The following is a 22,210-nucleotide window of genomic DNA, read 5'->3' on the forward strand; positions in this document are numbered from 1 at the left end:
TCCGATGAATACCGTGACCCAGCTCCCCCTCACCCTCGCGCAGGCCGCCGAGCCCGCGACCGGCACCGCGTCGCTGGCGTGGCTGCTGATCGCGCTCCCCGCGGCCGGCGCCCTGGTGCTCTTCCTGTCCGGCCGCCGGGCCGACGCCTGGGGCCACTGGCTCGGCGTCGCCACCATCACCGGTGCCTTCGCCGTCGGCCTGGCCATCTTCGTCGAGACCCTCGGGCTCGACCCCGCGGCACGCACCCGCGAGCTCTCGCTCTACGAGTGGATGTCGTCCGGTCCGCTGTCGGTCGACTTCGGACTCCGGCTCGACCCGCTCTCGCTGACCTTCGTCCTGCTCATCACCGGTGTCGGTACGCTCATCCACCTGTACTCGGTCGGGTACATGAGCCACGATCCGAACCGGCGGCGGTTCTTCGCCCAGCTGAACCTGTTCGTCGCGGCGATGCTGGTGCTGGTCCTCGGCAACAACTTCGTGCTGCTCTACCTGGGCTGGGAGGGCGTCGGCCTGGCGTCCTACCTGCTGATCGGCTTCTACCAGGACCGCCCGGCCGCGGCGACCGCGGCGAAGAAGGCGTTCCTGATGAACCGGGTCGGCGACGTCGGCCTGGCCATCGCGATCTTCCTGCTCTGGCTGGAGCTCGGGACCCTGCAGTACACCGAGGTCTTCGCCCGGATCGGCGAGGTGCCCGGCGGCACCGTCCTGGCCATCACGCTGCTGCTCCTGCTCGGCGCCTGCGGCAAGTCCGGCCAGTTCCCGCTGCAGGCCTGGCTCCCGGACGCGATGGAGGGCCCGACCCCCGTCTCGGCCCTGATCCACGCGGCCACCATGGTCACCGCGGGCGTCTACCTGATCGCCCGCGCATCGCCGATCTACAACCTGTCGGAGACCGGCCGGCTGGTGGTCTGCCTGATCGGCGTCGTGACGCTGCTGATCGGCGCGATCATCGGCTGCGCCTACGACGACATCAAGAAGGTCCTGGCCTACTCCACGGTCAGCCAGATCGGCTACATGATCCTCGCGGTCGGGCTCGGCCCGGCCGGCTACGCGCTGGGAATCCTGCACCTGCTCACGCACGGCTTCTTCAAGGCCGGGCTGTTCCTCGGGGCCGGCTCGGTGATGCACGCGATGAACGACGACGTCGACATGCGCCGCTTCGGCGGGCTGTGGCGCGCGATGCCGGTCACCTTCGTGACCTTCGGCCTCGGCTACCTGGCACTCATCGGCTTCCCGTTCCTGGCCGGCTACTACTCCAAGGACGCGATCATCGAGGCCGCGTTCGCCCAGGAGGGCTGGCAGGGCTGGGTCTTCGGCGGCATCGCGACGCTGGCCGCCGGGCTCACCGCCTTCTACATGACCCGGCTGATGATCATGACGTTCTTCGGCGCGCGGCGCTGGGAGTCGGTGAAGTCGACCGACGGGCGGGACTACCACCCGCACGAGTCCCCGGCGACGATGACCACCCCGATGATCGTCCTGGCGTTCGGCTCGGTGTTCGCCGGCATGCTGCTCTACCCGATCCTGCCGGGCTGGCTGGCCCCGTCGGTGGGCGAGCGGGCCCCGGCCGAGGGCGGTGCCCTCGCGGCCGGCCTGGAGGGCCTGGTGCCGTTCCTGGTCGTCGGCGTCTCACTGCTCGGTGTGCTGCTGGCCTACCTGTTCGTCGGGCGAAGCCCGGTCCCGGTCGAGCGTCCCGAGCGGGTGTCCGCGGTGGTCACCGCGGCCCGTCGTGACCTCTACGCGAACGCGATCAACGAGGCGGTCATCGAGCGGCCCGGCATCTGGCTCACCCGGGTGCTGGTCTTCTTCGACAACCGCGGGATCGACGGCCTGGTCACCGGCACGGCCGCCGCGTTCGGGGGCGGCTCCGGGCGCCTGCGCCGGCTCCAGACCGGGTTCGTCCGGTCCTACGCTCTGTCGATGCTCGGCGGCGGTGTCCTCATCGTCGCCGCGATGCTGGCGGTGAGGTTCGCCTGATGTCCGCTCTCCTGACTCTCGCTGCGGCACCCGTCCCGCCGATCACCCCGGACTCCGGGGGCAGCCCGATGCTCATCATCCTGCTGCTCGTGCCGGTGCTGGGTGCGCTGGCGATGTACCCGCTGCGGCACAACACACCGGTGGCCAAGGCCGTCGCCATGGCGACGGCGCTGCTCGAGTTCGTGCTCGTCGTCGTCGCGTGGTCGCTCTACTCGATCCCGTCCGCGCAGGCCGGCACCCGGTTCCAGTTCGAGTTCTCGATGTCCTGGATCCCGGCGTTCGGCACGCACATCGCGTTCGGCGTCGACGGCATCGCCCTGGCGATGATCGCGCTGACCGCGTTCCTGGTGCCCGGGCTGATGCTGTTCGCCTGGGCCGAGAAGCTGCCCGAGGGCCGCACCGCGGCGGGCTACTTCGCGCTGCTGCTGGCCACCGAGGCGACCCTGGTCGGTGTCTTCGCCGCCACCGACGTCTTCCTGTTCTACGTGTTCTTCGAGGCCATGCTGGTCCCGATGTACTTCCTCATCGGACGCTTCGGCGGCCCGAGGCGCCAGTACGCGGCGGTGAAGTTCTTCCTGTACTCGCTGCTCGGCGGCCTGATCATGCTGGCGTCGCTGATCGGCCTGTTCGTGACCAGCGCCGAGCAGCTCGGGCAGGGCACCTTCACCTGGGCCGAGCTGCAGGCGATCGCCGCCGACACCCCGACGACCACCCAGATCTGGCTGTTCCTGGGCTTCTTCATCGCCTTCGCGATCAAGGCCCCGCTGGTGCCGTTCCACACCTGGCTGCCCGACGCCGGCGCCGAGGCCCCGATCGTCGGCGCGGTGCTGCTGGTCGGCGTGCTGGACAAGGTCGGCACCTACGGGTTCCTGCGCTACCTGCTCCCGCTCTTCCCGCAGGCCAGCCAGGTCCTCGCGCCGCTGGTGCTGGTGCTCGCCGTCGCGGGCATCATCTACGCCGCGCTGCTCGCGGTCGGCCAGACCGACATGGGCCGGTTCGTCGCCTACACCTCGGTGGCGCACTTCGGGTTCATCGCGCTGGGGATCTTCGCGTTCTCCAGCCAGGCGTTCGCCGGGGCGAGCCTGTACATGGTCAACCACGGCCTCTCGACCGGGATGCTGTTCGTGATGGTCGGCGTGCTGATCAGCCGCGGCGGCTCGCGCCTGATCAGCGACTACGGCGGCGTCGCGAAGATCGCGCCGGTGATGGCCGGCTGCCTGCTGGTGGCCGGGATGTCGTCGCTGGCACTGCCGGGCACGAACTCGTTCGTCTCCGAGTTCCTGGTGCTGCTGGGCGCGTTCCCGAACCGGCCGGTGTTCACGATCATCGGCACGATCGGGATCATCGTCGCCGCGCTCTACGTGCTCTGGTTCTACCAGCGCACCATGCAGGGCCCGGTCCGCGGCAGCGCGGTGATCGCGGCCCTGGAGCGCGGTGGTGCCGGCGGCCCGGGGTCGATGATCGACCCGGCCGTCGCGGCGCAGCGCAAGGGGAGCGGCTTCCCCGACCTGACCGGGCGTGAGATCGGCGTGCTCGCGCCGCTGATCGTCGTCATCGTCGTGCTCGGCTTCTACCCGGCGCCGGTCCTCGACCTGATCAACCCGTCGGTGACGGCGACCATGGCCGAGCTCGGCCTGCCCGACCCGGTGCCCGCTGGAGGGATCGTCCGATGAGTGGGTTGAGTGTGCTCGCCCAGGCACCCACGCAGATCCAGATGCCGCCGATCGACTGGGCGGCCTCGGGGCCACTGTGGATCGTGTTCGTCGGCGCGTGCGTGTCGGTGCTGCTGGAGGCGTTCCTGCCCCGGCACCAGCGCTGGCCGGTGCAGGTGCTGTGGACCGTGCTGACGCTGGTCGTCGCGTTGATCGCGCTGGGCGGCTACGCCCTGACCGGGCCGGGCGCCGTGCTCACCTTCGGCTCCGCGCTGTCGGTCGACACGCCGTCGTTGTTCCTCTGGGGTTCGCTGCTGGTGCTGGCGATCCCGAGCGTGCTGCTGCTGGCCGACCGCTCGGTCGAGCCCGGTGGGGTGTTCGTCGCGTCGGCGGCCGACCGGGCCGCGGCCCGCGGTGGCGGAGGGTCCGGCGGTGGCGACGGCGCCGCGGGAGAGCACGTCGACCGGTCCTACGGGCTGCCCGGCCAGGCGCCGACGATGCAGACCGAGCCGTTCCCGTTCGTGCTGTTCGCGGTCGGCGGCATGATGGCCTTCGTCGCCGCGAACGACCTGCTGACGATGTTCATCGCGCTCGAGGTGCTCTCGCTGCCGCTGTACCTGCTGTGCGGGCTGGCCCGGCGACGCCGGCTGCTCTCGCAGGAGGCCGCGGTCAAGTACTTCCTGCTGGGCGCGTTCGGGTCGGCGTTCTTCCTCTACGGCATCGCGCTGCTCTACGGCTACGCCGGCTCGGTGCGGCTCACCGCGATCTCGGAGGCGACGGCCGGCTCGCTGGCCTCGGACACGCTGCTGTTCGCCGGCCTGGCGCTGCTGCTGGTCGGGCTGCTGTTCAAGGGCTCGGTGGCGCCGTTCCACACCTGGACACCGGACGTCTACCAGGGCGCCCCGACCCCGGTCACCGCCTTCATGGCGGCCTGCACCAAGGTCGCCGCCTTCGGCGCCATCGCCCGCGTGCTCTACGTCGGGTTCGGCAGCACCGTCTGGGAGTGGCGTGGCGTGCTCTGGGCGGTCGCGATCGTCTCGATGGTCGTCGGCGCGGTGCTCGGCCTGACCCAGACCGACGTGAAGCGCATGATCGCCTACTCGTCGATCGCGCACGCCGGGTTCCTGATGCTGGGCGCCATGACGATCACCCCGGCGGGGACTGCCGGCCTGGTGTTCTACCTGGTGGCCTACGGCTTCACCACGATCGCGGTGTTCGGGATCGTCTCGCTGGTCCGCGGACCGGACGGCGAGGCCTCGCACCTCTCGGCGTGGGCCGGGCTGGCGAAGCGGTCGCCGCTGGTCGCCGGGGTCATGACGTTCCTCCTGCTGGCACTGGCTGGGATCCCGCTGACCAGCGGTTTCACCGCCAAGTTCGCGGTGTTCTCGGCGGCCTCGGCGGACGGTCTGGCCCCGCTGGTGGTGATCGCACTGATCGCGAGCGCGGTGGCGGCGTTCTTCTACCTGCGGATCGTCGTGCTGATGTACTTCAGCGAGCCGGCGGCGGACGGCCCGGCGGTCGTCGTGCCGGGGGCGTTCACCACGGTGGCGATCACCCTGGGGACGCTGGCGACCCTGCTGCTGGGGATTATTCCCACACCGGTGCTCGATTGGGCTGCCAGCGGCGCGTTCGCGGGCTGACGTTCGTAGGCTGTGGGGGTGGAGACGCAGAGTGTGGCCGGGATCCGGATGGCCGATCCGGACCTGGCGGAGGCCACCGCGGACGGCCTGAAGCGGGTGGAGGACCTGCTGCACCGTGAGGTGCACAGCGACTACGAGTTCGTCACGGAGACGTCTCTGCACCTGATCGAGGCCGGCGGCAAGCGCTTCCGGCCGCTGTTCACGCTGCTCGCCGCCCAGATCGGCCCGCACCCGGAGCGGGACGGCGTGATCACCGCCGCGGCCGTCGTGGAGCTCATCCACCTGGCCACGCTCTACCACGACGACGTGATGGACGAGGCCGCGATGCGTCGCGGCGCGGAGTCGGCGAACTCCCGCTGGGACAACTCGGTGGCGATCCTGACCGGCGACTTCCTGTTCGCGCACGCGTCGCGGCTGGTCGCCGACCTCGGCCCGGACGCCGTCCGGATCATCGCCGAGACGTTCGCCCAGCTGGTGACCGGGCAGATGCGCGAGACCCGCGGGCCCAAGACGGGCGACGACCCGGTCGAGCACTACCTGCGGGTGGTCGCGGAGAAGACCGGGTCGCTGATCGCCACCTCCGGCCGGTACGGCGGGATGTTCTCCGGCGCGCCCGTCGAGCACGTCGAGGCGCTGCACCGGTTCGGCGACGTCATCGGGACCGCGTTCCAGATCTCCGACGACATCATCGACATCGCAAGCCCGTCCGGGGACTCCGGCAAGACGCCGGGCACCGACCTGCGCGAGGGCGTGCACACCCTGCCGATGCTCTACGCGCTGCGCGACGCCGACGACTCGCCGGACGCCCGGCGGCTGCGCGACCTGCTCGCCCGCCCGATCACCGACGACGACGAGGTCGCCGAGGCCCTGGGGCTGCTGCGGGCCGGTCGCGGGCTGGCCGAGGCCCGGGAGACCGTCGCCGGGTACGCAGACCGGGCCCGCGCCGAGCTGGACGTGCTGCCCGCCTGCCCGGCGATCGAGGCGCTGCGCACCCTGACCGACTACACCGTCGAGCGCACCGGCTGAGCGGAGCGTGCGGGGCGGTCCCCGGTGCCGAGCGGAGCCTGCCGACGCGCGCATCGGAGCCGCGCGGGCCGGCGGGCGCGACACTCCGGGCGCTGAGCCCGATCCCCGCCGAGATACGTCCCAGCGGGCCGTGGAGATCGACAACTCCCGCTGGGACGTATCTCGGCGGTGATTCCGGCGCCGGTCAGGCCGCCGGGACCGGGGCGGGCCGGCGGGCGGTGCGGACGAGGTCCACGGTGAAGATCACCAGGGCCAGCCAGACCAGCACGAAACCCGCCCAGCGCGACGGCGGCATCTGCTGGCCCACGACGAGCACGCCCCAGAGGAACTGCAGCGTCGGGTTGACGTACATCAGGACCCCGAGCGTGGAGAGCGGGATCCGCCGCGCGGACGCGCCGTAGAGCAGCAGCGGAAGCGCCGTGACCGGCGCGGTGGCGACGAGCAGCAGCAGGTGACCGGGGCCGAGGGCGGTGAAGGTCCCGGCGCCGGCGAGCTCCAGTGCCAGGACGACACCCGCCGCGGGTACGACGAGGACGACGCCCTCCGCGGCCAGCCCGGCCGCCGGCGGCAGCGGCACGGTCGCCTTGATCAGCCCGTAGAACCCGAACGAGAACGCCAGCACCAGCGAGAGCCAGGGCCACGCCCCGCCGCCGACCGCGATGACGACGACCGCCACCGTCGCGACGCCCAGCGCGACCCACTGGGCGGGTCGCAGGCGCTCCCGCAGGATCAGCACCCCGAGCAGCACGCTCACCAGCGGGCTGACGTAGTAGCCGAGTGCGGCCTCGACGACCAGACCGATCGAGACGCCCCAGATGTACAGGCCCCAGTTGACGGCGATGAGCACCGACGCGGCGGTGACGGCCGCCCAGCCGCGGGCGCCGAGCCCGCGCAGGTGCCGGAACCCGCGCATCGCGAGCAGCACCACGGACATGAGCACCGCGGTCCACAGGATGCGGTGGGCGAGCACCTCGAACGGTGCCGCGGACGCGAGCAGCACCCAGAACGCGGGGAACAGCCCCCAGAGCGTGTACGCGCCGAGCCCGAGGAACAGACCCGGACGGTTCAGCTCACTCCGAACGGGGGTGGTCCGTTCGGTGGAATGATTGCTCATCGTGGTCCCGAACCCCGTCGCCGCACAGGCACCATGATCCCCTGACGGCGGCACGGTCGTGCGCGCGCCCGACCGGCGTGCGCGATCCGTGATATCAAGCACTGCGCCCGGGTCGGTTCCGGGCGGACGGAGGTCCGGTCATGGACTGGATGTGGGTACTGCTGGCGATCGTGGTCGTGCTGGTGGTGGTGGGGCTCCTGGTGGGCCGCGCCCGCCGACGTCCGGGATCCGGGGACCGGGAGGCTGTGGCAGCGTCCCCGGTCGCGCCCGGCACCGCGGCGGCAGCCGACCCGCCGGACCCCGTGTCGGCGCCCGAGAACCGGGGCGCCCCGCGATCCGCACCGGGCGTGGCCGGCGGCCCGGCCGCCGGTGGAGCCGACCTGTTCGAGCCGGCGGGTGCTGTCGGTCCGGCCGGGGACGAGCGGGCGCGCACGGAGGCCTCGACCCCCGGTGGCGACGAGGAGCCCCCGCCCGCGCCCCCCGAGGACGACGACGCCGGAGCGGAGCGGCCGGACGGCTCGGCGGGGCCGGGCGGTGTGACCGCGCTCGGGGCCGAGCCGGACGCCGGCCCCGAAGCGGCGGACCACGAGGCCGGGACGCCCTCGGAGGCACCTGCGCCGCCCGAGTCACCGGGAACGTCGGTGCCCGGCGCCGCTGCCGCCCCGGCAGCGGGCACGACGGCGGTGGGTACGGGCACGCCGGCGGTGGGCGAGACGGCGGCGGCCACGGGCACGACGGCGGTGGGCGCGACGGCGGAGGGTGCCACCGCGGCCCGGACGCCCCACGAGATCACCGCGTCTGACGGCACCGCGTCTGACGGCACCGCGTCTGACGGCACGGCGTCTGAAGGCGCCGCGTCCGGGAGCGCCGCGTCCGGGGCCACGACGACCGAAGCCGTCGCGACCACGGGCGCCTCGTCCATCCGGTCCGAGGAGGATCCCGCGGGCGAGGACGCGGACGTCCCGGAGCCGCGCAACGGTGACGACCCGCCGGAGGGCGACCGGCCGGCGGACGAGGCCGAGGACGACGGGACGGCCTCCACCGGCCGCCACGCGTTGCGCGAGGGCACGGAGGCGCAGCCGCTGCCGGAGGTCGACCTGCCCGCGCAGGCGGGGCCGCCCGAGCCGCTGGCGGTGCCGTCCCGGACCGCCGCGCAGGCGTCGGGAGGATCGGCACTGGCCGCGCTGGACTCGCGCCTGATCGGCCCGACGGCGACGGCCACGCCGGTCCCGGAGGGGTCCCGCCCCGGGCCGTACTCCGGCTCGATACTCGCACCGGCCGACGGCGCCGACCCGCCGGAGAGCCACCGGATCAAGGTGCACAGCGGCTCGCGGCGCTTCCACTCGACGGAATCGCCGTACTACGTGCGGACCCGCGCCGACCTGTACTTCAGCAGCGAGGCCTCGGCGCGCGGCGCCGGGTTCATCGCCTGGCACGAGCGCCCCGGAGCTCGCTGACCCGGTCCCGGGCACCGACCTCGCAGACCGATTTCCCGACGTCGCAGCAGCCACCGAGGCTGCGAGGTCCACACGCGCCCTGCGAGGTCGGCGGGGAGCGTCCGGTCGCCGCGCGCCGGTGGGGCGTACGCGCGCGGCACGACGCGCGCGTCCTCCCGGATCCCGCGCGTCCGCCGACGGGGCGCGCGTCTCGGGCTCTCGGCCGGCGGGCGGGACGCGGCGCGGAAGGCGCGGTACGGGACGACACGGCGTGGCCGGCACGACCCGGCGCGGCACGAACGACGACGGCCCCGGCGCCTCTGTCGGAGGGGCCGGGGCCGTCGTCGCGGGCGCGGAGGACCTAGAGGATGGTCCAGGTGTCGCGGCCGTTGAGCAGGGCCTGCAGGTCCGCGTCCGGGCGGGCGTCGGTCGCCACCTGGACCTGGGCGCGGGCCGCGTCGTCGTAGGTCGTGCGCGGCGCGTTGCGGAAGATCCCGGTGACGGTGTGGTTGAGGTCCTGGTCCGAGAGCCGGGACAGCGCGAAGGCGAGCTCGTGGTCGGTCTCGTCGTGGGTGACGATCTTCGACTCGTCGACCGAGGAGGCCTCGACGACGGCGAGCCCGAAGCCCTTCTGGACGACGGCGTGCGAGCCGTGCCCGTCCGGGCCGGGGGTGCCGAAGCGGATCGGTTCGCCGTGGGTGACGGGGATGAGCCGGTTCTCGGTGTCGCCCTTGCGGAGCACGTCGAAGCTGCCGTCGTTGAAGATCGGGCAGTCCTGGAAGATCTCGACCAGCGCGGAGCCGCGGTGCTCGGCGGCGGCCTGCAGCACCGCCTTGAGGTTGTTGCGGTCGGAGTCCAGCGCGCGCCCGACGAAGCTGGCCTCGGCGCCCAGTGCCAGTGAGATCGGGTTGAACGGGTGGTCGAGTGACCCCATCGGCGTCGACTTGGTGACCTTGCCGACCTCGGAGGTCGGCGAGTACTGCCCCTTGGTCAGCCCGTAGATCCGGTTGTTGAACAGCAGGATCTTGAGGTTGACGTTGCGGCGCAGCGCGTGGATCAGGTGGTTGCCGCCGATCGAGAGCGCGTCGCCGTCGCCGGTGACGACCCAGACCGACAGGTCGGGACGGGTGGTGGCCAGGCCGGTGGCGATCGTCGGCGCGCGGCCGTGGATCGAGTGCATCCCGTAGGTGTTGAGGTAGTACGGGAACCGGGAGCTGCAGCCGATCCCGGAGACGAAGACGGTGTTCTCCCGCTTGATCCCCAGTGTGGGCAGGAACTGGCGGACCGCGGCGAGCACGGCGTAGTCGCCGCAGCCGGGGCACCAGCGGACCTCCTGGTCGGAGGTGTAGTCCTTGGCGGTCTGCTTCGCGTCGGTCGTCGGGACCCCGTCGAGGCCCCCGATCGATGGCAGGCCCAGGTCGGTGGCGGTCATGCCTGCGCTCCCGTGGTCGCTGCGGTGATGTCGGTCGCGGAGTCGGGGTGGGTGCCGGTGAGGTAGGTCAGGAACACGTCCTGGAGCTCCTCGGCGCCGAAGGGCAGCCCGGCCACCTTGGTGTAGCTCTTGACGTCGACCAGGTGCCGGGCGCGCAGCAGCATCGCGAGCTGGCCGAGGTTCATCTCGGGGCAGAGCACGGTGCGGTAGGACCCGAGGACCTCGCCGAGGTTGGCCGGCATCGGGTTGAGGTGGCGCAGGTGCGCGGTGGCGACCGAGTGACCGAGGTTGCGGACCCGGCGGGCGGCGGCGTTGATCGGGCCGTAGGTCGAGCCCCAGCCGATCACGAGCACGTCGGCGTCGCCGTCGGGGTCGTCGACGCCCAGGTCCGGCACCTCGATGCCGTCGATCTTGGCCTGGCGCAGCCGCACCATCCGGTCGTGGTTGTCGGGGTCGTAGGAGATCGAGCCGCGGCCGTCGGCCTTCTCCAGGCCGCCGACCCGGTGCTCGAGCCCGGGGGTGCCCGGGATCGCCCACGGCCGGGCGAGGGTGGCGTCGTCGCGCAGGTAGGGCCAGAACTCACCGGACCCGTCCGGGGCGTTCGGCTCGGTCGCGAACCCCGGGTCGACCGACGCCAGCGACTCCACGTCGGGGATCCGCCAGGGCTCGGAGCCGTTGGCCAGTGCGCCGTCGGAGAGCAGCATGACCGGCGTCCGGTAGCGGACCGCGATCGCGGCGGCCTCGACGGCGGCGGAGAAGCAGTCCCCGGGCGTGCACGGGGCGATCACCGGCAGCGGCGCCTCACCGTTGCGGCCGAACATGGCTTGGAGCAGGTCGGCCTGCTCGGTCTTGGTCGGCAGCCCGGTCGAGGGCCCGCCGCGCTGGACGTCGATCACCAGCAGCGGCAGCTCCAGCGCCACGGCCAGGCCGATGGTCTCGGACTTCAGCGAGATACCCGGCCCGGACGTTGTGGTCACGCCCAGCGCGCCGCCGAAGCTCGCGCCCAGCGCCGCGCCGACACCGGAGATCTCGTCCTCGGCCTGGAAGGTGGTCACGCCGAACGCCTTGTGCTTGGACAGCTCGTGCAGGATGTCCGACGCCGGCGTGATCGGGTAGGTGCCCAGGAACACCGGCAGCCCGGTGGTCCGCCCGGCCGCGACGACGCCGTAGGCCAGCGCCACGTTGCCGGTGATCTGCCGGTAGGTGCCCGCGTCCAGCTTGGCCGGGGCGACCTCGTAGGTGACGGCGAACGCCTCGGTCGTCTCGCCGTAGGCGTGCCCGGCGCGGAAGGCCAGGATGTTGGCCTCGGCGATCTCGGGACGCTTGGCGAACTTCTCCCGCAGGAACCGCTCGGTCGACTCGCTCGGCCGGTGGTACATCCAGGAGAGCAGCCCGAGCGCGAACATGTTCTTCGCCCGCTCGGCGTCCTTCTTGGACAGCCCGGTCTCGGCCAGGGCGCCCCGGGTGAGGGTGGCCATGGCGACGCCGTGCACGGCGTACTGCTCCAGCGACTCGTCCTCGAGCGGGTTCGACTCGTAGCCGACCTTGGTCAGGTTCCGCTTGGTGAACTCGTCGGTGTTGACGATCAGCACCCCGCCCTGGGGCAGGTCGCCGATGTTGGCCTTCAGCGCCGCCGGGTTCATCGCGACCAGCACGTCGGGGCGGTCGCCCGGGGTGAGGATGTCGTAGTTCGCGAAGTGCAGCTGGAACGACGACACGCCCGGCAGGGTCCCGGCAGGTGCCCGGATCTCGGCGGGGAAGTTCGGCAGGGTCGACAGGTCGTTGCCGAAGTTGGCGGTCTCCGAGGTGAACCGGTCACCGGTGAGCTGCATACCGTCGCCGGAGTCACCCGCGAACCGGATGACCACGCGGTCGCGCTGGACCACCTCGGAGTCACGAGCCTCGACAGGAGTGTCGCTGGTGGTCATGGGCAGATCGGCCCCCGGATCGGTCGAAGTCGGTTGCAACGCCCAGGTTAACCGTCATCGCGCACCGTCGTCCCCTCGCCTCGGTCCACGTCACAGGCGGTTCCGGGCCGCACACGTGGTGTCGATCACTTGCTGCTGATCGACTTCTTCAACTCGGCGACGCGTGCCGCGAAGGCCTCGGAGCGGACCGACTCGGCCTGGGCCCGGACCTCGACGGCGGTCGCGTCGGCGTGCGCGTCGAGCCGGGAGGTGATCCGCATCGTCTCCTTGGTCGTGGTGACGAGGTCCCGCGGTGCCGCCGCGGCCCGGCCGGCGAGCTCGCGGGCACCGGCCAGCAGCGCGTCGTCGCTGTCGTAGGCGCGCCAGACCAGGCCGACCCGCTCGGCCTCCCGGGCGTCGAGCACGTCGCCGAACAGGGTCATCGCCGCGGTGCCCTGGGCCCCCAGCGCCCGGTGCGCCATCCACGTGTAGCCCCCACCGGGGTGCAGCCCGAGCTGCATGAACCGGACGTCGAACCGGGCCGTCGGGCCCGCCAGCCGGACGTCGCAGGCCAGCGCGAGGTTGATCCCGGCGCCGACGGCCGCGCCGTTCACCGCGGCGAGGGTGGGCAGCGGGCAGGACGCGACGGCGAGGAAGCCGGAGTAGACACGCTTCAAGGTGGCGGGGTCGGCGTCGGCCAGCTCGCCGAGGTCGCCGCCCGCGCAGAACGCGGGGGGCTCGCCGGTCAGCAGGACCGCGCCGACGCGGGTGTCCGCGGCGGCGGCCTCGACCGCCTCGACCAGCCGCGCGGAGAGCTCCAGGTTCAGCGCGTTGCGCCGGGCGGGGTTCGACACGGTGAGCACCGCGACGCCGTCGGTGATCTCGGTCCGGACCTCGATGTCGCTCATGGCCCCGGATCATCCACCCTCGGCACGGCCCGGCGCGACCGCCGGAGGTCACACCCGGGAACGCGTGGCCCGGTCCGGCCGTTCACCGGAGGAGATCCGCAGCAACGCACGGAAGGTGAGAGCGGCGTGCACAGCCACATGAACGGTCTGAAGACGGCCGTCCTGCTCGGCGCGATGAGCGCCCTGGTCCTCGCGATCGGCGGGCTGGTCGCGGGGCGGACGGGGCTGGTCATCGCGCTGTTCCTCGCGCTGGCGATGAACGGGTGGGCGTACTTCAACTCGGCGAAGCTGGCGCTGCGCTCGATGCACGCGCAGCCGATCACCGAGGCCGAGTACCCGCAGCTGTTCCGGATGGTCCGTGACCTCAGCCAGCGGGCGCGCCAGCCGATGCCGGCGCTCTACATCAGCCCCACCGACGCGCCGAACGCGTTCGCGACCGGGCGCAACCCGCGCAACGCGGCGGTGTGCGTGACGACCGGGCTGATGCAGCTGCTCGACGAGCGCGAGCTGCGCGCGGTGATCGGACACGAGCTCAGCCACGTCTACAACCGCGACATCCTGATCTCCTCGGTGGCCGGGGCGATGGCCTCGGCGGTGTCGTTCATCGCCAACATGGCGATGTTCGCGTCGATCTTCGGCGGGGGTGACCAGGATCGGCCGAACCCGATCGCGCTGATCCTGGTCGCGCTGCTCGGCCCGATCGCGGCCGGCGTCGTGCAGATGGCGGTGAGCCGGTCCCGGGAGTACCAGGCCGACGCCTCCGGCGCGGAGCTGACCGGGGACCCGCTCGGCCTGGCCTCGGCGCTGCACAAGCTGCAGTACGGCACCGCCGCCAAGCCGCTGCCACCGGACCCGAAGCTGACCTCGCAGTCGCACCTGATGATCGCGAACCCGTTCCGGCCCGGTGAGAAGGCGGCGCGGTGGTTCTCCACCCACCCGCCGATCGAGGACCGGATCGCGCGGCTGGAGCGGATGGCGCGCTGAGGCCGACATCGCGGATTCGTAACGGTTCGGTGGCGGACGGGCGATGAACGGGGTGGCATCGCTCCCTGCGGAAGAGGACCCCATGAGCCAGACCCCGTCCCGTGAGCCCCGGCACGCCGCCGTCGAGGATCCGGGGACCGGAGCCGGCGCCCGCCCCGAACCGCCCGCGTCGTCCGGCGCCCCCCGCGGTCGCGCACCCGCGGACGTGCCCACCGCGCCGGCCGTCGACGACGCACCCACCGAGGCCCTGCCGGCGATCCCGCGACCCCGGACGCCCGCGGGCGGGCCTGCCGGTCCGGCATCGACCGGCCCGGGCCCCGCCGGTCCGGCACCGGCCGTGGCCCGGCTGCCCGAGCCGTTCCGCTCGGCCCCGGGGCAGGTCGAGCCGCCCCGAACCGGTCTCCGGCTGCCCGACCTGCCCCCGACGGTCCGTCCGGTGCTGCCCGCGGTACTCGGCGCGGCGACCGCGCTGGTCCTGGCGCTCGGGGTCGTCGCCGGGGTGAACGGGGCGTCGTCGGACCCCGCCCCGGCGCCGCCCGCCCCGCCGGCCCCGGGCCCGGCGACCCCCTGATCGTTCTGCTTCGATCACCGTCGTGGGCGGGATCGGGTGGGAGGACTACCGGCGGCACGACGCCGTCGGGCTCGCGGAGCTGGTCGCCTCCGGTGCGGTGAGCGCGGAGGACCTGCTCGACGCGGCACTCGAGCGCGCCGACCGGGTCGAGCCGACGATCAACGCCATCCGGTACCGGATGACCGGCTCCGCCCGCGCCCGTGCCCGAGGCGGCCCGACCGGTCCCTTCGGCGGAGTGCCGTTCCTGGTGAAGGACCTCGGGCAGCACATCGCCGGCGTCCCCACCGGGAGCGGGTCCCGGGCGCTCGCCGGGTTCCGCCGGCCGGAGACCTCCACCGTGGTCCGGCGCTGGACCGACGCCGGCCTGGTGATCCTCGGCCGCTCCGCGACGCCCGAGTTCGGCGCCCGCGCGGTCACCGAACCCGCGCTGGGCGGCCCGACCCGCAACCCCTGGGACCCCGGCCGGACGCCGGGGGGCAGCTCGGGCGGCTCGGCCGCGGCGGTCGCCGCCGGCATCGTCCCGGTCGCCGGCGCGAGCGACGGCGGCGGCTCGATCCGGATCCCGGCCGCGGCCTGCGGGCTGTTCGGGCTCAAGCCGGGCCGCGGCGTCGTCCCGTCCGGGCCGGACGTCGCCGAAAGCTTCCACGGCGCCGCCGTCCAGGGCGTGCTGTCCCGGACCGTCCGCGACTCCGCGGCGATGCTCGACGTGCTGGCCGGGCCCGACCCGGCCGGGCCCTACCGGGTGCAGCCGCCCGGACGTCCCTGTGCCGACGCCGTCCGCGACGACCCGGAACGGCTGCGGATCGGGATGACGGCCGCGTCGCCACTGGGCGGGGAGGTGGATCCGGAGGCGGTCGCGGCCGTCCGGGACGCCGCGGAGCTGCTCACCTCGCTCGGGCACGTCGTGGAGGAGTCCGCCCCGGCCGTCGACGGGCGGGGGTTGGCCGGCGACTTCCTCACCTGCTGGTTCGGGATGATCGCGACCCAGGTCGCGGGGGCGCGGGCGCTCACCGGCTGCGGCGACGACGCCTTCGAGACCGAGACCCGGGTGATGGCCGCGATCGGCGCGGCGACCCCGGCGCCGGTGTACCTGGCGGCGCAGGCCCGCTGGCAGCGCCACACCCGGGCGCTCGCGGACTTCCACACCCGCTACGACCTGCTGCTCACACCCACCCTCGCCCGGCCGCCGTGGCCGATCGGTGCGCTGGACCTGCCCACCCCGGCCCGGATCGCGGCGCGGGCGTTGCTCGCGGTCGGTGCCGGTGGGCTCCTCGGGCGGCCGGGGCTGATCGACGGGCTGATCGACGCCAACTTCGCGCCGGTGCCCTTCACCCAGCTGGCCAACGTGACCGGGCGCCCGGCGATGTCGGTGCCGCTCTACCGGACGCCCGGCGGGCTGCCGCTCGGGGTCCAGTTCGTCGGGCGGCCGGGGGCCGAGCCGGAGCTGCTCGCGCTGGGCGGGCAGCTGGAGCGGGCGCGGCCGTGGGCGCACCTGGAGCCGGACCTGCCCTGAGTCCGGGCCCGCTCCCCGGCTCGCTCGGCTTCGGTCCTGTGCGGACGGTGCCGCCGTCACGCTCTTGTGCGCGTGGATACGGTGGCGGCACGGGGTGCCGGTCGCCACGGGACCGTGATCCTGGTGCCGGCCGCCGGACCGTAGAGCCTCCAGGAGGACCCGCATGGCCGCCGTCGTCGTCTTCCATCACGCGCTCGGGCTCACGCCGGGGGTGCAGGCCTTCGCGACGACGCTCCGGAAGGCGGGGCACGACGTCGTCGTCCCCGACCTGTTCGAGGGCCGCACCTTCGCCGACGTCGAGTCCGGCGTGGCACACGCCCGGCAGGTCGGCTTCGGCGAGATCACCGAGGGCGGCGTGCGAGCGGCCTCCGACATGCCTGAGGATCAGGTCTACATCGGAATGTCGCTCGGCGTGCTGCCCGCACAGCGGCTCGCCCAGACCCGCCCCGGAGCGCGCGGAGCGGTCCTCCTGTACTCCTGCCTGCCCGCGGCTGAGTTCGGCGGCTGGCCCGACGGGCTCCCGGCGCAGGTGCACGCGATGGAGGACGACCCGCTGTTCGCCGACGACGGCGACCGGGACGCGGCGATCGCGCTCGCCGGGGCGAACCCGGGCGTGGCGTACTTCCCGTACCCCGGCGACGGGCACCTGTTCGCCGAACCCGGGCAGCCCGCCCACGATGAGCGCGCGGCGGCGCTGATGACGGAGCGGGTACTCGCCTTCCTCGCGCGGGCCTGACCCCCGGGACCGCGATCGGGGGTCGCGGCGCTCCCGTCCGGGTGATTGCGTTGCCCCCTCGCGAGCCGCGATGGTCTCGATCGCCCCGGGAGTCCATCGTGTCGACCTCGCCGAGCGACGCATCCGGGGGAGTCGATGTCACAGACCGTGCCCGGTGGCTCCCGTACAGCCCGGCACGCGGCCCGCCCGTCGCACCCGGTCGTGCCCTACTCGCCGGGGCTCGACGGCGTCCGCGCGATCGCGGTGCTGGCGGTCCTCGCCTACCACCTCGACCTCGGGTGGGCCGCTGGTGGATTCCTCGGCGTCGAGGTGTTCTTCACCCTCAGCGGATTCCTGATCACCCAGCTGCTGGTCGCCGAGCTGTACCGGCGTGGCCGGGTCGACGTCGCCACGTTCGTCCGGGCACGGGCCCGGCGGCTGCTGCCGGCGCTCGTCGTCGCGGTGGTGGGGATCCTGGTCGCCTTCCGGGTCGTCGCCCCGGAGTCGGGGCCGGACCTGCGGGAGCACGCCGTCTTCTCGCTGCTCTACCTGCAGAACTGGCACCTGCTGCTCGCCGGGGTCCCGTACGGCGAGCCGTCCCCGTTGTTGCACCTGTGGTCGCTGTCGGTCGAGGCGCAGCTCTACCTGGTGTGGCCGGTCGTGTTCGTCGGGCTGCTCGCATTCCTGCGCCCCCGGACCGCAGCGGTGGTGACGCTCGCGGCGGGGGTGCTGTCCGCGGTCGTCCTCGCGGCGCGTTTCGATCCGGACGGCGGTGGGCTCGCCTACTACGCGACGGACGGGCGGGCGTCGGGCTTCCTGGTCGGCGCCGCGCTCGCGCTGGTCTGGCGGCCCGAGGCGTGGAGTCACCGGCGGAGCCCGCTCGCCCGCAACGCCGTCGACGCCTACGGCGCCGCCGCGCTGGTGGTGCTGCTGGGTGAGCTGGTCGTCGCATCCGAGTTCGACGCCGGCCTCTACGGGAGCGGCGGGTTCCTGCGCACCGGCCTGCTGACCGCGGTGGTGATCGCCGCGGCGACCCGGACCGGGGGCCCGATCGCCGGGCTGCTCGGCAACCGCGTCCTGACCGCGGTCGGGACGCGGTCCTACGGGCTGTACCTCTACCACTGGCCGGTGTTCGTGCTGTTCCGCGACGTCGGCTGGGCGCCCCTGCCGCGCGACCTGGCGGCGCTCGGGGTGACGGTGCTGGTCACCGAGCTGTCCTACCGGTGCCTCGAGCTACCGGTGCGCCGTGGCGGGATCCGGTCGCTGGCCGCGCGGCTGGGGTACGGGCGCCCGGAGATGGTGGTGGTCTCGGCCGCCGGCATCGCGGTGGTGGCGGCGGTCGTCGTCGCGGGGACGGCGCCGGCCGTAGCCGGGGCGGCACCCGCCCCGCCGGCGCCCGTCGCTTCGCCCCCGCCCTCGGCTTCGTCTTCGCCCTCGCCTTCTTCGCCCTCGGCTTCGCCGGGGCCGGGCACGTCGTCGTCTCTCCCGTCCCGGACCGGCGACCCGGTCCTGGTCGTCGGGGACTCCATCGTCCTGGGCAACGCCGACGCGCTCCTCGCGGTCCTCCCGCCGGGGTCCAGCGTGGACGGCAAGGTCGGGCGGCAGTTCGCCGCCGCGCCCTCGGTCGTCGGGAGCTGGGCCGCGGTCGAACCCGGCCCGGTCGTCGTCGTGCTGGGGGCGAACGGAACGGTGGAACCGTCCGATGTCGACGCCGTCCTGGAGGTGACCGGGAGCCGTCACGTGGTGTTCGTGGGTGTCGAGGTGCCACGGCGGTGGTCGGAGCCGAACGACGAGCTGCTGCGCGCGACCGCCGCCCGGAGCGATCGGGTGGCCTATGTGGACTGGCCGGGGATCGTCGGGTCGGAGCCGGGGCTGCTCGGGCCGGACGGTGTGCATCCGGGGCCGCGGGGTGCGGAGCTGCTGGTCGAGGCGATCTCCGGCTCGCTCGACCGGCGGTAGGGCGGAGCTCGCTCGCGCGCTGGTGCGCACATTCCCTGGTCGTCGCCGCGGGGCACGTCGTCGTGTTCCGCGTTCCGCGTTCCGCGTTCCGCGTTCCGCGGAACGCGCTCGCGCCTCGACGCTGCCGCACCCCGTCACCGGCCGGGGCGACCTCCGCAGCGGGTGCCGCGGCCGACGACGGGGTGCGGCAGTGGGCGGAGCATCCGGCCGTCGCGTTCCGCGGAACGTGGTCGCGTCACCGACGGCAGCGGGAGACCGGCAGCCCGGGTACCGCGAACAGCCTCTGCGCCGAACCCGGTCCCGATACCCGAACGCCGATGCCTCCCCGGACGACTGCTGCGTTGATCGCCGCGTTCGCGAAGTCCCCGCGCCACCCGCAGATGATCGTCATCGCGCAACGCCACGGCCCGCTCGGCTAGCGGTAGTTGGTGAACTGCAGGGCGATGCCGAAGTCCTTCTCCTTCAGCAGCGCGATGACCGCCTGCAGGTCGTCCTTCTTCTTCCCGGAGACCCGGAGCTGGTCGCCCTGGATCTGGGCCTGCACGCCCTTGAGCTTCTCGTCCCGGATCGCCTTGCTGATCTCCTTGGCCTTGTCCTGCGCGATGCCCTGCAGGATCTTGCCGTTCGCGCGGTAGGTCTTGCCGGAGATCGCGGGCTCGTCGGCCTCGAACGCCTTGAGGGAGATCTGCCGCTTGATCAGCTTCTCCTTGAAGACGTCGATCCCGGCGCGCAGCCGCTCCTCGGTGTCCGACTCGAAGGTCACCGCCTCCTCGCCGGACCACGCGACCGTGGTGTTCGTGCCGCGGAAGTCGAACCGCTGCGACAGCTCCTTGGCGGCCTGGTTGAGCGCGTTGTCGACCTCCTGGCGGTCGACCTTGCTCACGACGTCGAACGACGGGTCGGCCATGCTTGCGTCCTCCTCCTGGGATGGGCCCCCCTCGTCGGGGCCCGGCGGGTCGTGTCGTATCCTCGTCCACGCACTGAGCGAGATCGACGTGCACCCCGGCTGGTTGCCCGAGCGGCCAAAGGGAGCGGACTGTAAATCCGTCGGCGTAGCCTTCCCAGGTTCGAATCCTGGACCAGCCACAGCAGGTGAAAGAGACCCCCAACCAGCGGAAACGCTGGGACCGGGGGTCTCTTTCGTCGTCCGGGTGTGCCCGGCTGCGGGGCGCCTGCCCGACCCGGCGGCCGGGCCCGCGCGAGACGTCCGGAATCGCTGGCACCATCGCGGCCATGGACAGCTCACCAGGCGCGCTGATCGTCGTCGGCGGCCTGCCGGGCACGGGGAAGTCGAGCATCGCACGGGCGTACGTCGCCGCCACTGGAGCCGCCTACCTGCGAATCGACACCATCGAACAGACTCTGATCAACAGCACCGAGGTCCGGCAGCCGCTCGGGCCGGTGGGTTACGAGGTCGGATACGCGCTCGCAGCCGAGCAGTTGCGGGCCGGCACCCGCCGAGTGCTCGTGGACAGCGTCAATCCGCTGCTTGTGACGCGCGAGAGGTGGCGAGCGGTCGGCTCGGCGAGCGGGTCGGTCGTCGTCGAGATCGAGGTCGTCTGCTCGGACCCCGTCGAGCACCAGCGTCGAGTGGAGAGCCGGTCCACCGACATTGCGGGACTGCGCCTCCCCACCTGGCGGGAGGTGCAGAGCCGGGTGTACCAGGACTGGGACCGCACTCCGATGACAGTGGACACGGCGCTGCATTCCGTCGGACAGTGCGCGGAGTTGATCAGCAGAGAGGTCGACAGATCGCTGGGTCGAGGGTCTGAGTAGACGCGCGATCACACGGTCCCGCCCTCCGCTCCACGGCCTCGCTCTGCGAGGCGCAGCGCCCGGTCGGCGGAGAGCGTGTGCAGGACCGTCGCGAGCCGGCCGATCCCCGACAGGATCCAGATGGTCGCCGGCGGACCGGAAGCGGGCCGGCGGCAGGTCTTCGGGTTCGAGCGATCGGCGGCGTAGCCGCGACGTACTCCGGACAGCCCGCGGCGTGGGACCGCGTGCCATCCCGATCGCAAGACCGAGGAGGACCGGCTACCGCCCCGGCTCGCCGCACGATGATCGGCCGACGAGACGGAAGGACTTCCCCGACCGGAGCACGGCCGGGAACGAGACGCCGTCGGACGGCGATTCAGCCGTACGACGCCTCTCGCCGGGGCGACCAGCATCGTCGATCGTCGGAGGCCGCCTCAACCGGTGGCGGCTCACGAGGCGGGCAACCGGAAGTGGACCACGTCGACCTTCGTCCGATCCTCGATCCCGGGGTAGTGGGTTGCCAGCGCTGTCGTGAGTCCCGTCAGGTCGGCGAAGCCGTCGCGCCGGGCGTCGTCGTCGGTGAGCTCGCCGGCGGTGCCCTCGACGACGTCGGTGATCTCCACGAGCTGGGTCGTCGTGGTGCCCTCGGAGTCGTGGTCGAAGACCAACCGGCACGGTCCGACCGTGGCCGGGTCGTCGACGCGGACGGTGCTCGTCTTGGTTCCCGCCCGGATGGCGTCGAGGTAGCCCTCCCAGACGTAGAGCGTCTGCGGGACACCGGGTTCGAGCTCGCGCCAGTCGAACACGAACGGGAGGAGTTCGCGTACGGGCACCGCTTCGTGCCCGATCTTCGTGCGGATCACGGCCCGGATCCCCGGGTAGAGGTCGAAGAGGATCTGACGGCACCGCCCGCAGGGTGCGATCACCCCTCGGTCGTGCACTGCGGCGATGCACGTCAACGGGAGGACGGCCTCCGCAGCGGCGACCGCCTGCCCGACCGCAACGGGCTCCGCGCACGGACCGCCGGTGAAGTGGAAGACGTTCACGCCGGTGAAGACGTTGCCGGCGGAGTCCATCGCCGCGGCGGCGACGGAGTGATCATCGCTGCGGTGGGCGTTGACCAGCGTGGCCGTGGCCGCCTCGACGAGTCGTCGTTCTGCAGTGCTCAACACGCGCGGGGACCCTAGCGCCGGGCCTCGTACCGCTCACCCCGGGACGCTGCGGGGCCGCTCCGGTCAGTGCGCGGCTCCGATCTCCAGAACGAGCACCCCGGCGAAGGCCGGCGCGATGCCGCCGAGGTAGCCGACCACCACCAGGATCGAGGGGATCAGCCGGGTGAAGCCCTCGGAGAGCCGCGGGTCGATCGCTGCCGTGGACCCGGACGTCGTCGGCGCCGCGGATCAGCAGCACCGGTGGGGCGATGTCGTCGACCCGGCTGATACCGGGGAACGCGCGAGCTTGTCGGCCTCCTGCGCCGGGACGTCCGGATCGCCCATGTACCTCGCCCTCGGCCACGACGAGAGCGCGGCGCACTCCCGGAAGCTGCTGTAGCCGGCAGCCGACCGCGTTCGTCGTCATCGGGGATGACCTCGCCCCCGGGCGGGTACCGCACTCGTGCCT

General features: G+C 73.0%; 18 protein-coding genes and 1 tRNA gene. 13 read left to right on the forward strand and 6 right to left on the reverse strand.

The window, feature by feature from the left end; all coding sequences use genetic code 11:
- The first annotated feature begins 4 nt into the window (after window positions 1-4).
- The 4 genes from nuoL (at window position 5) to WIS52_RS08295 (ending at window position 6,296) form a co-directional block, all read left to right on the forward strand.
- The gene (gene nuoL, locus WIS52_RS08280; protein ID WP_349297548.1) at window positions 5-1,978 is read left to right on the forward strand and encodes an NADH-quinone oxidoreductase subunit L; all 1,974 of its coding nucleotides are present in this window, start codon (window positions 5-7) and stop codon (window positions 1,976-1,978) included.
- Window positions 1,979-2,046: 68 nt separating this feature from the next.
- The gene (locus WIS52_RS08285; protein ID WP_349297940.1) at window positions 2,047-3,651 is read left to right on the forward strand and encodes an NADH-quinone oxidoreductase subunit M; all 1,605 of its coding nucleotides are present in this window, start codon (window positions 2,047-2,049) and stop codon (window positions 3,649-3,651) included.
- Window positions 3,648-5,270, forward strand: a complete 1,623-nt coding sequence (gene nuoN, locus WIS52_RS08290; RefSeq protein ID WP_349297549.1) for an NADH-quinone oxidoreductase subunit NuoN — start codon at window positions 3,648-3,650, stop codon at window positions 5,268-5,270. Before WIS52_RS08285 ends, nuoN begins: the two co-directional genes overlap by 4 nt.
- A 48-nt stretch (window positions 5,271-5,318) precedes the next feature.
- Window positions 5,319-6,296, forward strand: a complete 978-nt coding sequence (locus WIS52_RS08295) for a polyprenyl synthetase family protein (RefSeq protein WP_349297941.1) — start codon at window positions 5,319-5,321, stop codon at window positions 6,294-6,296.
- 184 nt (window positions 6,297-6,480) lie between these two features.
- Here the strand turns inward: WIS52_RS08295 and rarD are convergent, their stop codons facing one another.
- Window positions 6,481-7,410: an EamA family transporter RarD gene (rarD, locus tag WIS52_RS08300; protein WP_349297550.1), complete on the reverse strand. Its 930-nt coding sequence runs from the start codon at window positions 7,408-7,410 to the stop codon at window positions 6,481-6,483.
- A gap of 140 nt (window positions 7,411-7,550) precedes the next feature.
- Here rarD and WIS52_RS08305 point away from each other — a divergent pair, with 140 nt between their 5' ends.
- Window positions 7,551-8,867 carry a sunset domain-containing protein gene (locus tag WIS52_RS08305; RefSeq protein WP_349297551.1) on the forward strand — a complete coding sequence of 439 codons (1,317 nt, stop codon included), beginning with the start codon at window positions 7,551-7,553 and terminating at the stop codon, window positions 8,865-8,867.
- 340 nt (window positions 8,868-9,207) lie between these two features.
- Here WIS52_RS08305 and WIS52_RS08310 read toward each other — a convergent pair whose 3' ends face one another.
- The 3 genes from WIS52_RS08310 to WIS52_RS08320 form a co-directional block, all read right to left on the reverse strand.
- The gene (locus tag WIS52_RS08310; RefSeq protein WP_349297552.1) at window positions 9,208-10,278 is read right to left on the reverse strand and encodes a 2-oxoacid:ferredoxin oxidoreductase subunit beta; all 1,071 of its coding nucleotides are present in this window, start codon (window positions 10,276-10,278) and stop codon (window positions 9,208-9,210) included.
- The gene (locus WIS52_RS08315) at window positions 10,275-12,206 is read right to left on the reverse strand and encodes a 2-oxoacid:acceptor oxidoreductase subunit alpha (protein WP_349297553.1); all 1,932 of its coding nucleotides are present in this window, start codon (window positions 12,204-12,206) and stop codon (window positions 10,275-10,277) included. Before WIS52_RS08315 ends, WIS52_RS08310 begins: the two co-directional genes overlap by 4 nt.
- A gap of 125 nt (window positions 12,207-12,331) precedes the next feature.
- Window positions 12,332-13,093, reverse strand: coding sequence for an enoyl-CoA hydratase (locus WIS52_RS08320; protein WP_349297554.1), 762 nt, complete (start codon window positions 13,091-13,093; stop codon window positions 12,332-12,334).
- A gap of 126 nt (window positions 13,094-13,219) precedes the next feature.
- Between WIS52_RS08320 and htpX the strand changes: the two genes are divergently transcribed.
- The 5 genes from htpX to WIS52_RS08345 all read left to right on the forward strand — a co-directional run bounded on the left by htpX (window position 13,220) and on the right by WIS52_RS08345 (window position 18,835).
- Window positions 13,220-14,077: a zinc metalloprotease HtpX gene (htpX, locus tag WIS52_RS08325; protein ID WP_349297555.1), complete on the forward strand. Its 858-nt coding sequence runs from the start codon at window positions 13,220-13,222 to the stop codon at window positions 14,075-14,077.
- 82 nt (window positions 14,078-14,159) lie between these two features.
- On the forward strand, window positions 14,160-14,648 hold the full coding sequence (locus WIS52_RS08330; protein WP_349297556.1) for a hypothetical protein: 489 nt from the start codon (window positions 14,160-14,162) through the stop codon (window positions 14,646-14,648).
- Between the two features lie 22 nt (window positions 14,649-14,670).
- The gene (locus tag WIS52_RS08335; protein ID WP_349297557.1) at window positions 14,671-16,161 is read left to right on the forward strand and encodes an amidase; all 1,491 of its coding nucleotides are present in this window, start codon (window positions 14,671-14,673) and stop codon (window positions 16,159-16,161) included.
- Between the two features lie 163 nt (window positions 16,162-16,324).
- Window positions 16,325-16,897 (forward strand): dienelactone hydrolase family protein, encoded by a 573-nt coding sequence (locus tag WIS52_RS08340; RefSeq protein WP_349297558.1) that lies wholly within the window; start codon window positions 16,325-16,327, stop codon window positions 16,895-16,897.
- Between the two features lie 135 nt (window positions 16,898-17,032).
- Window positions 17,033-18,835: an acyltransferase family protein gene (locus tag WIS52_RS08345; protein WP_349297559.1), complete on the forward strand. Its 1,803-nt coding sequence runs from the start codon at window positions 17,033-17,035 to the stop codon at window positions 18,833-18,835.
- A gap of 415 nt (window positions 18,836-19,250) precedes the next feature.
- Here WIS52_RS08345 and WIS52_RS08350 read toward each other — a convergent pair whose 3' ends face one another.
- Complete coding sequence (locus tag WIS52_RS08350; RefSeq protein WP_349297560.1) at window positions 19,251-19,742, reverse strand: YajQ family cyclic di-GMP-binding protein; 492 nt, start codon at window positions 19,740-19,742, stop codon at window positions 19,251-19,253.
- A 97-nt stretch (window positions 19,743-19,839) separates the two neighbouring features.
- On the opposite strand from WIS52_RS08350, the gene WIS52_RS08355 reads away from it, so the two are divergent.
- Both WIS52_RS08355 and WIS52_RS08360 read left to right on the forward strand, forming a co-directional pair.
- A tRNA-Tyr gene (locus WIS52_RS08355) sits at window positions 19,840-19,921 on the forward strand.
- Between the two features lie 147 nt (window positions 19,922-20,068).
- A complete protein-coding gene (locus WIS52_RS08360) occupies window positions 20,069-20,611 on the forward strand; it encodes an AAA family ATPase (RefSeq protein WP_349297561.1) in 543 nt (180 codons plus the stop codon).
- A 428-nt stretch (window positions 20,612-21,039) separates the two neighbouring features.
- On the opposite strand, the gene WIS52_RS08365 is transcribed toward WIS52_RS08360, so the two are convergent.
- Complete coding sequence (locus tag WIS52_RS08365) at window positions 21,040-21,762, reverse strand: ASCH domain-containing protein (protein ID WP_349297562.1); 723 nt, start codon at window positions 21,760-21,762, stop codon at window positions 21,040-21,042.
- Window positions 21,763-21,925: 163 nt separating this feature from the next.
- Between WIS52_RS08365 and WIS52_RS08370 the strand changes: the two genes are divergently transcribed.
- Window positions 21,926-22,141 carry a hypothetical protein gene (locus WIS52_RS08370; protein ID WP_349297563.1) on the forward strand — a complete coding sequence of 72 codons (216 nt, stop codon included), beginning with the start codon at window positions 21,926-21,928 and terminating at the stop codon, window positions 22,139-22,141.
- The last annotated feature ends 69 nt before the right edge of the window (window positions 22,142-22,210 follow it).

It is taken from the genome of Pseudonocardia nematodicida (assembly GCF_040105385.1).
In the GTDB taxonomy this organism is placed as follows: Bacteria; Actinomycetota; Actinomycetes; order Mycobacteriales; family Pseudonocardiaceae; genus Pseudonocardia; species Pseudonocardia nematodicida.